Genomic DNA, 14229 nt, shown 5'->3' on the forward strand with positions numbered 1-14229 from the left:
CTCTGATAGCCGGTTAGAAGTTGATCTTAAACCCGGCATTAATCTTTACGCCATAATATTCCGCCTGCATCGTGCGGTCTTTTGTCCCCTGATAATAGCGGAGCGGCTGATTCAGCAGGTTGTTTGCTTCGGCATAGAGGGTGTAGTGTTTTGCAAAAGTGTAACTGGCGTTTACGTCCAGATAGCTCACACGGTCATAATAGCGGTCGTGAAAGGCGTCTTCACCCATCTCGTCAATAAAGGCGGAGGCAAAGTTATAACTCAGGCGGAGATTCAGCCCGCTTTTCTCAAAATAAAGTGATGCGTTGGCGGTATGCTTCGGAGAGCCCGGCAGGCTCAGGTCCTTTTCGTTCTCGCGTCCTTCGAAGTTGAAGTCTTCTACACGGGAGTGGGTGAAAGTATACGTGCCATAGAAGCCGACACATTTCAGGGCAGGAGCGATAAATCCGAAATCACGCTGGTAAGAGAGTTCCATACCTATCAGATTGGCATTGCCTGCATTCTTGGGCTGGATAAAGCGGTTGTATAGGTTGCCGTTGTATTCGTAGTTCGTAGCCACCTGGTTGACAATGAAGTCGTCTATCTTCTTGTAGAATACTCCTGCGCTGACCAGGCCGATACTCTTGAAGTAATAATCCGCGCTCAGGTCGAAGTTATAAGAAAGAGTCGGTTTCAGGCCGGGATTACCCACTGTCACTTCGTTATCCGAACGTTTAATGTTGACGCTGGGCACCAGGGCGGAATACTTCGGGCGCGACAGCGTCTGGGTAAACGAACCGCGTACCTTGAAATCTTCATTTATGCTCCACTTCATAAGGAGTGACGGAAGGAAGTTGATGTAACTGTTTGTCTCTCGGGCAGTCTTTGAGGTTTGGTCTGTTTCGTCGTCATACGTCCGTCCGGTATAGCTGAGGCTGGTATTCTCAATGCGTAGTCCTGTCATCAGCTCCACGTTGTCGGTGAGTTTCTGGTCGAAGCGGATGTATCCCGAGCTTACAGTCTCGCGTGCTTCGAAGTTGCCTGCCAGTTCTTCCTGTACCTGTTCTTTGTCAAATAAGGAAGGATTGTTCAGATCCAGTGAGCCTGCATATTCTTTGCTGGCATAAACACCTGCCTTGTATTTGTTACTCGGCATGAAGTTTTTGTTAGTCTGATCTACCGTATTTTGCAGGCTGTGGGTCATAAATGCATCTTCATCTTTCGGGGTATATTCATAGAAATCCACCTCCTTGTCTTTGGTTTTGCGCACTACTTTGGCTCCAAACTTCAGTTTATTTCCGTTTTGGAACGGAAGCTTGAAGTTCATAGAGAATTTCAGATCTTCTTCTTTGATGTCTTGTTGTTGTTCGGTAAGTTCTTTCAGGCCGAAATCCTTGTTCAGCGTCATCGTAGAGCCGGGCTTCGGAGTAGCCAATGGTTCGTGTTCGTTACTCAGATCCATATCGAATTGTTGCTTCTTGAGCTGAAAGTCGATGTAACGCTCGTTCGGACGCTCCTCGGTTGCTTGGGCATAACTGGCGTTCCAGTCCATAGATAGCGGTCCGAACAGATGCTCCCCGCCCAATGTGAAGTCCATTGTGCGCTGGCGTTCCAGACGGGCATTCCGATTGTCGGGTGTGCCGGCTTTAGTCTGTACGCGTACGGTTGCTTTGCCTTCTTCGTCCAGATCTTTAAGAGTAGTGCGGTACCGGTTTTCCCAGTCGTTCCGGTTATTGAAAATACCTTTGAACATCAGTTTATGGTTTTCGTTGATGTCCCAATCCAGGGCTGCCGAATAGCTCTGGCGTTCGCGGGTCACATAATACTGGCGTATCTGATAGTCGTTGATATATACATTGCCTTTATCGTCTTTCTCCCAGAGGAATTCCGTATCGTACGAACCCGAAGGGGCATTTTGATACGAAGCCGATAGCATGACTCCCAGTTTATTATTAAAGAAGCGGTCGCCATAAGTCAATCCCAGGTTCAGCTGTGCCTTTTCGCTGATCCAGTTGTAGCCGGAACCGGCTGTGGCTGTCAGCGTACGTTTATAAGGAGAGTTCTTGGTGACCAGATTGATCGATCCTCCGATGGCGTCGCCGTCCATGTCCGAGGTTACCACTTTGCTCACTTCGATGGTCTGAATCATATCCGCCGGAATCAGGTCAAGCTGCACGTTACGTGTATCACCTTCTGCCGATGGGATACGGTTACCGTTGATCGTGACAGAACTGAGGTCTGCCGATGTACCGCGTACCTGTCCGAAACGGGCTTCACCCTGGTCATATTGAACGTTGATACCCGAGATGCGCTTCAGCGCATCTCCGATGTTTGAGTCTGGAAACTTACCTACCTGATCGGCAGAAACCACATTCTTGATGCCCAGACTGTTCTTTTGTGAGTTGATGGCGCGGCGCTGGCCTTGAAAAGCACCGCCTATTACAATTTCCTGCAATTCGACCCCTTCATTCAGTATGACATCTCTTTCGAGCGTCTTGCCTTCGGGAATCGTTATTTTCATTTCTACGGGAGCATATCCCACATAGCTTACTTTTACGGTGTAAGTTCCCGGATTGAGATTGGCGAAGGTATAAAAACCGTTTACGTCGCTGGTTACTCCTGTTTTCAGGTTCTCGATGTAGATCGAGGCCCCCGGTAATGTCTGTTTGGATGTGTCGATGATACGTCCCCGGATCGTACCTTGTTTTACTACGTTTGCTTTTTCATCGGCGTAGAGATGACCGCCCATGTTCGATAATAAAAGAACGAATGATACCAGTTTCAGAATTCGTTTCATATTTGTTAGTATGCGTTAATAATTTGTTGCAAAAGTAGAGGGAGGAAGTTTCGTCACTTTTACAGTTGTTTGAACGCTGGGTGACAAAGATGTTACGATTCTGTTATCGCCTGTCTGTCGTTATCTTCTTACCCAATAACACTAAAACAGTCAATAATACCCCGTTTTTTGAAAAGTTACCTTTCGGGATGTCCGGTATCTTTGTGCTGTGTAGAGAATAATCCTGTGATGTACCATCAAGTTTATTATTAGTTATGAAGAGATTCTTTTTAAGCAGCTTTCTTTTAATGATGCTGGGCATAAGTGCTCATGCACAAAAACTGATTCTTCCTGTTCCCTCTGACCTCCCCGGCAAGGCACAACAGAAGCAGATCGCACGTAAGTATGGCATGTTCATTCACTTTGGCATCAATACTTTCCATAATGAAGAGTGGACGGACGGTTCCAAGCCGGCTTCCTCGTATGCGCCTGTTGCCATTGATGCCGAACAGTGGATAAGAACCGCCAGGGACGCGGGTATGAAATATGTGATTCTGATCACTAAACATCACGATGGGTTCTGTCTTTGGGACAGTAAGTATACCGATTACGATGTGGCTGCTTCCGGAAACAAAACCGATGTGGTAGAAGCTGTGGCCAAGGCTTGCAAAAAGTATAAAATTGGGCTTGGGTTATATTACTCACTTTGGGACCGCAAAATGAACCGGGACGTTGACGACCGGAGTAAAGATGCCGGATACAATGAGTATATGCTTCGGCAACTCGCCGAACTGGTCGACATTGCACGAAAGCATACTCCTATTGTTGAGTTCTGGTTTGACGGAGGATGGGTGAAACAGAATTACCGTTGGCCGGTGATGGATATCTATCAAACCATCAAGTCGAAAGAACCCGAATGCCAGATAGGCATCAACTGGAGCATCGGTTCACCTGAAAATGCGGATGCGCATCCTGTGTTGCCGGGTGATCAACGGGCGGGATATCCGATTCGTTATTTTCCGAGTGACTTCAGACTGGGCGATCCGTACCTGCCGGCAGACGATGACCCGAAGCTGTTTACCCATGACGGCAAAGATTATTATATGCCTTGGGAGTCGACCGTTTGTATTAGTGACCGTTGGTTTTATCATACTACGGATACAAACTTCAAGTCTGTTGACGAGTTGGCGAAACTATACCGTCAATGTACCAGGAATGACAATATTTTGATTTTAAACTGCCCTCCCGGTCGTGACGGCAAACTGAGGCAAGAAGATATCACGATTCTGAACCGCTTGCGTGAGAAGCTGAATCTTTCTTCCGTAAGTAAGTGATATCATTCAATTGTTTCGCCCGGTATTCTCTGGGCGAACATTGGGTCAGCTTGCTGAACAAGCGGGTGAATTGCGCAGGATTATAAATGCCGACACATTCCGCTATCTGCATGATATTGAGTTTCGAAGAGATCAGCATGGCTTGTGCCCGTTCGATACGTTTCATCTGGATGTATTCGCAGGGAGACACACCGATTATCTTTTTGAATACTTTCGAGAAATGGTCAGGGGTGAGACACATCCGCTCGGATAGCTCGATTACCGTAATACGTTTGTCGAGGTTCTTGTGGATGTATTGTATCACCTCGTCCAGTTTGATGTATGAGTTACTGCCGTGTAGTTGACTCATACTGGCTTCTGTAATGAAGCGGGAGAAAAGTTGCAGCAGGATTCCATGACTCTCTATGGTGTGGGACAACTGCGATAGATTTTTCTCGGTCCTGTTTTCATAAAGTGACTTGGTATTGTCATAACTCTGTGGGTCTACAACCTGTAATGACTTGTACGGATTAAGTTCCAGATAACGTTTTATCAGTGAGAAGTCCATCGGAGCGGCTTCCGGTTGCAAGTTTAGCTGAAGTGGATTGAGCACTCCCGGCACTCCGTTCAAATCATCAAAGAAACAGATATAATAGTGATCCATAAAGTCATCGCATTCATAACTGTGGAAGGCAAACTTGGGGATTAGGAACAATTGGCCCGGTAAAAGGTCATAAACCACATTATTTATATATACTCTTCCTCGTCCGTTCTCAATATAGTACAGGCGGTAAAACGGACTGATGACATTCCTGAAATTCCACCAGTTCTCTACACGCTTGAAGCCAGCGTAGAGCATAGATAATGAAAAGGTGTATGTCGTGTTTGAGATTGGCATATGTATCGTTTGAGGCAAACACATTGTTTTATGCGGGTTTAAAGGTAAATGTTTGGGGCTAAAAAAACAAATGGATAACGTGTTTTTATACGTTATCCATTTATATTGGGACAGTCGGACTATTTTAAACGGATGGAATAGATGCTGGGATGTCCGTCGGACTGTTGAATTTGTATACGGAACTGTCGGGTTGTCAATACTTCGGGAAGTGTGAATTCGATGATTCCGTATCCCATGAAACTATTGGAATTGGTGAGTGGCAATACTTCGCTTTGGTAAACCTGTATCTCTTTTCCTTCCTTTATTGCCTCGACGGAGAACTTCCGGATGCTGTTCTCTGATTCTATTATAAAGAACTTGCTGAAACTGGCTTCCCTGTCCAGAGTGACAGTGATGGAGCCGATGGAGTCTGCACTGATCCAGGAGGTTGTAACGTCACTGTCCACTGCATAATTGGCTCCGTAATGGAGGGTGTCGTTTTTGAGTGTGCTGCTTGCTTCGGCCCGTGCATCGGTCGTGATAGACTGGGGACGCTTCAACGTTTTCGGGAACGGTTTACCGGAATCGATACCCAGCAGCTTGGCCAGTTCTTTGATGCGCTCCACTGCTTTGGGGCTTTGTTCGCCGTTGGTGTCCGGTGGGATATTCAGTAGCAAACAGTTGTCATTGGATGTTGCCACATAGAATATTTCCTCCAACTCGTCGAGTTCACGTACGGTACTGTCTTCCGGATGATTGAACCAACTGCCAAGGACAGAAATGGTCTGTGTGCTTTCAAAAGGCAGATAGTATTGCTTCCCGCTATGTGTATATATTTTAGGATCATCCTTTACCGGGAGAAACGGGTCCCATAAACGGAAGTCAGACGGGAAGTAGATGATTGAATCGCCCTCCTGCATGTCTACCGGACGTTTGCCGATAGTCCAGTTGGTAGATATCTGACATTCTGGTTGCATCTTTTTGACGTAATCGTATACCTCTTGCAGATGCCAGTCTTCCACTTTACGGTCCCATCCACCGTCGAACCAGAGTTCGTGTACGGTTCCATATTGGGTCATCAGCTCCTCAAGTTGATTTTTCATAAACCCGATGTATTTATATTTGTCGGAATCCTTATAGCTGGGTTCATGGCGGTCCCAAAGAGAATAATATATGGAAAATGCGATTCCCTGTTCGTGGCAGGCATCCGATACGGCGCGTACGATGTCTACTTTGTGCTTGATGCCCGGATTGGCGATGTCATGGTCGGTATATTTACTGTCCCAAAGGCAGAAGCCATCGTGGTGTTTCGTAATAAGTACGATGGAGCGCATTCCGGCTTCTTTGGCTGTTTTCACCCATTGTGCGGCTTTCTGCGCGATGTCGGCAGGAGGGGCATACGTTGAGGCGGGGGCAGTGCCGTCACTCCATTCCACGTTGAGGTAAGTGTTCATGCCGAAGTGGAGAAACATGCCGTATTTACGGTCAATCATGGCTTGTTGCCCTTTGGTGGGCAGGGGCCCGGTTTGTACGGCAGTAGATGTACAGGCATATAAGGCTGCCCCCAGGCAGACTCCACAGGCTGCTTTGCAAATGTTTGTAAGATGTTTCATGATGATCAGATATAATATAAAATGTAATATGCTGCAAAGATGGTCATTTTATGGTTACCGGTTCTGGCTGAATCCGTGATAAACTTTGCTAAATCCGTCATTCTCTGCCGGTCGCTTCCATTGGGAATATCTTTCGGGTAACTTGAGTGATACGTTTTGTACGCTGAGTGATAGCTTATCCCTGAAAAAATGCGTAAAATTGCACTCAGGTTTTCCATTATTAACTAACAAAATAAAACTATGCATTTGACTACAAAATTATTTCTTGCCGCAACGCTGCTTGCCGGTAACCTGTTTGCTTCATTTGCCGGCGATGTTACGCTGAAGATTACGAAGAAGTATATCAACCTTCCCGTGTCCCACCAAATGGACCGGAAGAAAATGACATTCGAGGTGAAAGGGGCTCCGGAACGTAATTTCGTGATTCGCCTGGCCGACGGGAAACCCGATTATTGGGTATTTTGCGATGTTTCTTTCTGGAAAGGCAAGACACTCCGAATCAGCTATGAAGGAGAGTCTGCTGGATTGGAGAAGATCTATCAGGACGATGTGATTGCGGGGCAAGACAGCCTGTATAAAGAGAAGAACCGTCCGCAATTTCACTTCACTACCCGTCGCGGATGGATTAACGATCCTAACGGATTGGTTTACTATGAAGGTGAATACCATCTTTTCTATCAGCATAATCCTTACGAACGGGAATGGGAGAACATGACCTGGGGACATGCCGTGAGCCGTGACCTGGTACATTGGGAGGAACTGCCGGATGCTTTGCACCCCGATGAACTGGGAACCATCTTCTCCGGTTCGGCCGTGATCGATTATGATAATACCGCCGGATTTAATAAAAAAGGAGAGCCGGCACTGGTAGCCGCCTATACAGTGGATAATCCGGAGAAACAGCGGCAGTGCATTGCCTACAGCCTCGACCGGGGACGTACGTTTACCAAATACGAAGGCAATCCGGTGATAGACTCAAAGGCAAAATGGAATAGTAAAGACACACGTGATCCGAAAGTTTTCTGGTACGCACCCGGCAAACATTGGGTGATGGTGCTCAACGAGCGGGACGGACACTCCATCTACAACTCTTCCGACCTGAAGAACTGGGAGTACAAGAGCCATGTTACCGGTTTCTGGGAATGTCCCGAACTGTTTGAGCTGCCGGTTGACGGAGATAAGAATCACACGAAATGGGTGATGTACGGAGCCTCGGGTACTTATATGCTGGGATCGTTCGATGGTCAGACATTTACTCCGGAGGCGGGTAAGTACTACTATTATACAGGAAGTATGTATGCTGCCCAAACCTATAGCAACCTGCCTGCCAGCGACGGACGTCGCATCCAGATAGGCTGGGGACGAATTTCACACGATGGCATGCCGTTCAACGGAATGATGCTGCTGCCCAATGAACTGACTCTTCGTACTACTTCAAAGGGAGTCCGTTTGTTTAGTGTTCCTGTCAGGGAGGCAGAGCAACTGTTCCGGCCGGTAGGAAACTGGACATCACTTACTTCTGATGCAGCCAACGGGCGGTTGCAATCATTTTCCGATAAAGACTGTTTGCGGATACGGACTACCATCAAGTTATCACATGCCACCAGTGCCGGACTGAATCTTTACGGACAGCCTCTGGTGGATTATGACATGAACTCCAATCTGATAAACGGTGTGTTCTATTCACCCGACGACCGCACCAGTATGGAACTGACAGCCGACATATACATCGACCGTACCTCCATCGAAGTCTTCATCGACGGAGGAGCTTATTCGTATTCGATGAAACGGAGCCCGCGTGAAGGAAATCGCGAAGGACTTCACTTCTGGGGTAACAACATAGAAGTCAAGAACTTGGAAGTGTTCTCGGTAAAATCCATCTGGTAACGAACATTTTCTTTTGATAAGGCGTCCTGTTTCTTTGCTTCAGGACGTCTTATATACGTATTACTAAGGAGAACACAGCATGAAAAACACAAATCTATTTCGGTTCGGCATTTTGCTTTTTGCAGGCCTGTTCGTATTCCTGTCTTCTTGCCAACGGAAGGAAGAGGCGGACAGAAAATATGTTATCGGTTTTTCTCAGTGCACTTCCGATTCCTGGCGCGAAGCCGTATTGCTCGAAATGCAGATTGAAGCCTCCAATTACCGCAACGTGGAGTTGGTAGTATATAATGCAATGGATAACAGCAGTCGGCAGGTAGCCCAGATCCGTAAACTGATCTCGCAGAATGTGGATGTACTTATCATTTCACCCAACGAAGCTGTTCCCATTACCGACGTGGCAGTGGAAGCCTACCGGAAAGGTATTCCTACCATTATCCACGACCGTAAGATACAGTCGGATGAGTATACGGTTTCTATCGGCGCCAATAATTACAACATCGGTTCTGCCATCGGCGAATATATCAACGGACAACTTTCTCCCAATTCCCAAATACTTGAAATATGGGGACTGGAAGGTTCTTCGCCCGCCATGGAACGCCATGACGGGTTTATTGACCATCTCCGCAGCGACAAAAACTTCCGGGTGACCCAGGTTTTTGGTAAGTGGCACTATAACAGTGCTTACGATGCTGTCAGCAAGCTGCCTGCTTTTACAGATATCGACTTGGTGTATGCCCATAATGATGTGATGGCTCTTGCTGCACGTGATGTCATTATGAAGCGTGACTCTGTGTCCGGCAGACGTATCCGGTTTATAGGTATCGACGGAGTATATGGTGATGGAGCCGGGTTGCAGGCTGTAGCCGACGAGAAATTGGAAGCCTCTTTTCAGTATCCTACCGGAGGAGCTATCTCCATTCAGGTGGCCATGGCCATTATCAATGGGGAGAAGGTGAAGAAAAACTACGTATTGAATACCGCTATCATTAACCGGGGAAACGCAAAAACTATTCTGGCACAGTCCGAACAACTGAATCATTACCAGAAGCGGATCAACCGCCAGAAGCAGGAAGAAGACAATCTGCTGTCTCGTTTCAAGTTCCTGCGTAACTCTACCATATTGATCCTGGCGTTGATGTTACTCATTATCCCTCTGTTGGGATATGTCATGTACATGAATCTTCGTATCAAGAACAAAAACAAAGAACTGTATGATAAAAACCAGCTTGTAGAGGCGCAGAAGGAGGAACTGGCGGTCAAGAATAACCAGATAGAAAACATCTCGAACCAGAAACTGCAGTTCTTTACCAATATCTCCCACGAAATCCGTACTCCCCTTACGTTAATACTGGGGCCGGTAAACAAACTGATTAAAAACTCCAGGCTCGATCCTTCTATTCAGGAAGATGTGGCTTTGATGAAGCGGAACGTAGACCGGCTCTACCGGATTGTCAACCAGATACTTGATTTTCGCAGGATTGACAACGACAAGATGAAACTGATTCTGCGTCAGGTAGATCTGATAGGAATGGTCAGAGAGGTCTTCGATTACTTTACCGGTATTGCTCAGGAGAAGCAGATCCATTATCAGTTCTGCACCAACATCGACGAGCTGAATATCCATATCGATGTCAATAAGATAGAGCAGGTATTGGTGAATATCATTTCGAATGCTTTTAAATATTCGGATGGCGGCGGAGATATTTCCGTCAGGGTTATCGGTGAGGCAGAAACTGTTCTGGTGGAAGTGGAGGATCACGGGCGGGGGATTTCAAAAGAGAGCATGGAACATCTCTTCGAGCGGTTTTATACCGGTAATAAGACATTCGGTACGGCAGGTTTCGGCATCGGACTTAATCTTTCGAAAGAATACGTCGATTTGCATGACGGTGAAATTCGTGTAGAGAGCCAGCCCGGAGAATATACCTTGTTCAGCGTCCGGCTTTACAAAGATATGGCTCACTATACCCACGAATATATACTGGAAGAGACCGACCGTTTCAATCTGAGTTATCATGACATGGAAATGGATACGACGATAGTGAATGAAATGCTGTCCACGACCTACGATTATCATATTCTGGTGGTGGAAGACGACCCCGATGTGCGATACAGCCTGCGGAAGGAGCTGTCCGACAATTTCCGGGTCGAAGTGGCCGGTAATGGCAATGAAGCGTTGGACCTGTTGGGGAAGGATGTCGCTTTCCACCTGATTCTGAGTGATGTGCTGATGCCCGGTATGAATGGTTTCCAGTTGGTCAACCGGGTGAAGAACGATCTTGCTTTCAGCCATATCCCTATCATACTTCTGACTGCTTTGTCCGAAGACAGCCAGCGCATTTACGGCATTGCCGAAGGGGCGGACGAGTATATTCCCAAACCTTTCAACATCGACTTCCTGAAAATACGTATCATCAACATGATTTCGGAACGGCAAAAGATGAAGGAAGCCTATATGAAGAATCTCCGGGCCGGTACGATGGACAATGTGGAGGTATGCAAACTGATGAAGGTAGACGAGTTGTTCAGGGACAAGCTGCTGAGCATTGTCGACACGCAATATGAAAACTCCGATTTCAGCATCGAAGACCTGAGTGAACATTTGGGATTGTCGAGGGTGCACCTTTACCGGAAGATGAAAACTCTGTTCGGGGTTTCACCCACTGATTACCTGAGGAATTACCGGCTCAATAAAGCAATGCTTTTGCTTAAAGCCCGGCAGTACAATATCAGTGAGATAGCTTATATGACCGGTTTTACTTCGCCCGCCTATTTCACTAAATGTTTCCGTACACTTTATGGGGTCACTCCGACAGAGGCAATGGTGGCTAACTGAATATGGGAAACAGATCCGTTCTGTCTACGCACCGTATGCAACTCTGTATACAGTACGTATATAGAGTAGTATACGAGACGTAGATAATGCTGTATACACATTATACAAAATTGTCCCGCATTGAGAAAACTCAATGCGGAACAATATGCTATGTTCCGGTATGTTTACTATTAGGCCGTTGGGTCATCTACAATATCACCATCGCCATCTCCTTGAGATGCGCCGATATTGATAAATCGACTGACAGTTCTCGGTGTTTTTAGCATTGTCTGCGAACTGTGGCAGTATTGTGTAGTCAGTCGCAGCTCATAGGTTCCGTCTTTCATGTCGGCAGGAAGTAGCACCAATACTTCCGAGGGGTTGTTTATGGCAATCATATCCATCGGTAACTTCGTTTCGATGCCTTTCCCGTCAATCAATACAATACCTACAGCAGAGTCTGTGCCCGCTACTTTGATATTCTTGCCCTGTAGGCGATAGTTACGTCCGGCAGTTGCACTACCATCCGTAGCACGGGTGGCAGCGTCCTCACCGCCGATGAAGTAGACCGGGTCACCTTTGGCTCCCAGAATTTTCACATTGGTCCGTGCGATGGCTTCACGTAAATCCTTATCCTGATTGAAGGAAACATAGATAGAATTTCTCTCGGGATTCCATACTCCACCGTCTATTACCCCGCGAAATTGTGGGACAGCACGAAAAAGCCCCGTATTGACAGAATATCCGTTCAGTACCAATTCTGATACTGTGCGCTGAAAGAGATCGACGGCATGCTTTAAAGTCTCTGCCCGCAAGCCGGTATCTTCTTTTTTCATTTCATCCAGTACATCGGATAGCGTCAGGTTTCCGGCGCTTTCCAATACCAGGATTTTGTCTTTTTTGTTGTCGGTGGTCACGGTATTGTCCGCAAGCCAGCCTTTGAGTTCGGTTTTCATGATTTATCTATTTTAAAAGTGAATACATTACTGTTTGGTACCTTTTACGCAACGGACAGAGTTTCCAGAAGAAGTGCTGGCTCCATCATGCACACGAATATGGCCCGGGTCAACATCTAACACCCAGCCTGCTGTTTCACATAGATAATCGCCAAAAGTACCGGGCCAGGTTGTTGCGGATGTTCCTGCACCAGAGTCACGCCAACCAGCCAATTGCATAAATACTCCCTTTGTTGAGTTCAAGAACCACACCCCATTTGCACCTCCAATAGTTACTTTGGAGTTTACATTACAGCATCTTGCAAATTTTATCCATTCGTTTTTTGTTGGCAGTCGCCACCCCGAACCATATGTCGTAGGGTTAAGTCTCGTACATGGATCTATATTGTTTCCACCATAATCTTTATGCCATTGATAATAGTATCCATATTCTGTATTTGTTCCCCACACATAATTATTACTCGCTCCTGTACTTTTCAGATTGCCGTCCGCCCATATTAATTTGGCCAGGTCTTTTTTATCCTGAGCCGTACACCCGTTACCTGTAAGATTTATATCACTCTCCAACACATTGATGCCGGGACCTTTCTTAAACTGTATTTTTAGTGTATAGCTCCTTCCCTCTTTCAGTTGTACGCTTTGGGTGGAGGTAATTTCAGTGTTGTTGTTCACAATCCGTCCGCCTACCGTCAGCGTATTGAAATGCACTGTAATCGTTCTGGCCCCTGCAAATGGAACCATGCGTATGGTTGTACTCAAGGTCGTGTTCGGATTGAATGCGGTCGTATTATTCGTATTGGCGGCTACCACATTGGTCGAGGGACCGATTGTCCATGATGTGGAGTTTCCTCCTTGTTTTACGTATACACCCGTGCAATTACTGATCGTATTGCTCGGGTATCCGGTGGGACTAATGGTAATTGTCAGTTTGCACAACTTCTGACTGAAACTCACCGGAAGGTTGTGGCTGAGGCTATTTACATTCGTTATATCTCCAGAATCGAAGGTCATGAAGTCTTTGCTCATATTAGGGATAGATACTGTGCTGCTGTTGTAGGCATACGTGGAAGGCATAGTTCCCAGATCGGCAGCTGTAGCGGTATTAAAGGAGTAACCCACTACACGTATCGTTCCCGAGCGTGTCAGCAATTTCCCTTGTTTGAGTACAGGAGTGCCCGTACCATTTGAGGTGTAATCGGCGGCCGACTGGAAGACATAGCTATTTCCGGACTTCCAGAAAACAATCAGCCGGAAATAAACTCCTGCAGGTACGGTTGCACGGGTATTTACATGGGGCAGGGTATCTTCCGCCAGTTCCATCGAGGCTATCCGGGGACCGTCATAGTCCGGTTGCTCTCCTGTGCGTGTAGGTGAGAAAGCTTTTACCCCCACCCATTCGGCGATCAAGGGAGGATGGTTACGGGTTGAAGCGTTGTTAAAAGAAGAAGAGTGATAGTTATTGTCACCTGTCAGACAGACATCGATGGGGATTAACTCGTCGGTAGTATCCCCGCTGTCAGGAGATAAATGGGGCATCCCGTCATCTTCAGCACATCCTGCCACCGAAAGGCACAAAAACAGCCATAAGGCTTTACCGAGACACTCTCGCATAATAAAAGTTCTATTCATATACTATGATATTAAAGTGAATAATTATATCAAAGACTCATTGCGAACCTATACATCTCGTATAAGTCCGTAAGACTGTCTGATACAACTTTTATTATGCGTAAGTTTGTGTATTACAATCAGATATAACGCTCTTGAATACACGGTGGCGTTTCAAAAGACGTACGTCTTTTAAAACATTATTTTTACTCTCTGCATTAAATATAAGAGAAATAGATAAATAACTGATAATTAAAACGATGCAGAAAGATTTGCACAGATGAAAAAAGCGCCTTATCTTTGTTGCATCAGACGTACGTCTTTTGAAACACCGTTCCAAAAGTAAACTTTGCATCTTATAGACCTAATTTCCGTTTAAGCATGACAAATAAGAAGGTTTAATAA

At 46.3% G+C, this 14229-nt stretch carries 8 protein-coding genes; 3 read left to right on the plus strand and 5 right to left on the minus strand.

The window, feature by feature from the left end; genetic code table 11:
- Nucleotides 1-13: 13 nt before the first annotated feature.
- Complete coding sequence (locus tag JZY04_RS15245) at nucleotides 14-2776, minus strand: TonB-dependent receptor (RefSeq protein WP_122143203.1); 2763 nt, start codon at nucleotides 2774-2776, stop codon at nucleotides 14-16.
- Nucleotides 2777-3030: 254 nt separating this feature from the next.
- Between JZY04_RS15245 and JZY04_RS15250 the strand changes: the two genes are divergently transcribed.
- Complete coding sequence (locus JZY04_RS15250) at nucleotides 3031-4089, plus strand: alpha-L-fucosidase (protein WP_122143202.1); 1059 nt, start codon at nucleotides 3031-3033, stop codon at nucleotides 4087-4089.
- Here JZY04_RS15250 and JZY04_RS15255 read toward each other — a convergent pair.
- Both JZY04_RS15255 and JZY04_RS15260 read right to left on the minus strand, forming a co-directional pair.
- Nucleotides 4034-4966: an AraC family transcriptional regulator gene (locus tag JZY04_RS15255; RefSeq protein WP_122143201.1), complete on the minus strand. Its 933-nt coding sequence runs from the start codon at nucleotides 4964-4966 to the stop codon at nucleotides 4034-4036. The genes JZY04_RS15250 and JZY04_RS15255 overlap by 56 nt on opposite strands.
- Nucleotides 4967-5085: 119 nt before the next feature.
- Entirely contained in the window at nucleotides 5086-6558 is a 1473-nt protein-coding gene (locus JZY04_RS15260) for an alpha-L-fucosidase (protein WP_122143200.1), read from the minus strand.
- A 240-nt stretch (nucleotides 6559-6798) separates the two neighbouring features.
- On the opposite strand from JZY04_RS15260, the gene JZY04_RS15265 reads away from it, so the two are divergent.
- On the plus strand, nucleotides 6799-8445 hold the full coding sequence (locus JZY04_RS15265; protein WP_122143199.1) for a glycoside hydrolase family 32 protein: 1647 nt from the start codon (nucleotides 6799-6801) through the stop codon (nucleotides 8443-8445).
- Nucleotides 8446-8524: 79 nt separating this feature from the next.
- On the plus strand, nucleotides 8525-11281 hold the full coding sequence (locus tag JZY04_RS15270; RefSeq protein ID WP_122143198.1) for a substrate-binding domain-containing protein: 2757 nt from the start codon (nucleotides 8525-8527) through the stop codon (nucleotides 11279-11281).
- Between the two features lie 170 nt (nucleotides 11282-11451).
- Here the strand turns inward: JZY04_RS15270 and JZY04_RS15275 are convergent, their stop codons facing one another.
- Nucleotides 11452-12216, minus strand: coding sequence for a DNA-binding domain-containing protein (locus tag JZY04_RS15275; protein ID WP_122145994.1), 765 nt, complete (start codon nucleotides 12214-12216; stop codon nucleotides 11452-11454).
- Between the two features lie 27 nt (nucleotides 12217-12243).
- Nucleotides 12244-13845, minus strand: coding sequence for a fimbrillin family protein (locus JZY04_RS15280; RefSeq protein ID WP_122143196.1), 1602 nt, complete (start codon nucleotides 13843-13845; stop codon nucleotides 12244-12246).
- Nucleotides 13846-14229: the final 384 nt, after the last annotated feature.

The sequence above is a fragment of the Bacteroides sp. 11BF genome (assembly GCF_019633765.1).
Lineage (GTDB): Bacteria > Bacteroidota > Bacteroidia > Bacteroidales > Bacteroidaceae > Bacteroides > Bacteroides hominis.

Coding starts and splice junctions, on each gene's coding strand:
- JZY04_RS15265 (WP_122143199.1), top strand. CDS start 6,799: ATGCATTTGACTACAAAATTATTTCTTGCCGCAACGCTGCTTGCCGGT.
- JZY04_RS15250 (WP_122143202.1), top strand. CDS start 3,031: ATGAAGAGATTCTTTTTAAGCAGCTTTCTTTTAATGATGCTGGGCATA.
- JZY04_RS15245 (WP_122143203.1), bottom strand. CDS start 2,776: ATGAAACGAATTCTGAAACTGGTATCATTCGTTCTTTTATTATCGAAC.
- JZY04_RS15270 (WP_122143198.1), top strand. CDS start 8,525: ATGAAAAACACAAATCTATTTCGGTTCGGCATTTTGCTTTTTGCAGGC.
- JZY04_RS15255 (WP_122143201.1), bottom strand. CDS start 4,966: ATGCCAATCTCAAACACGACATACACCTTTTCATTATCTATGCTCTAC.
- JZY04_RS15275 (WP_122145994.1), bottom strand. CDS start 12,216: ATGAAAACCGAACTCAAAGGCTGGCTTGCGGACAATACCGTGACCACC.
- JZY04_RS15260 (WP_122143200.1), bottom strand. CDS start 6,558: ATGAAACATCTTACAAACATTTGCAAAGCAGCCTGTGGAGTCTGCCTG.
- JZY04_RS15280 (WP_122143196.1), bottom strand. CDS start 13,845: ATGAATAGAACTTTTATTATGCGAGAGTGTCTCGGTAAAGCCTTATGG.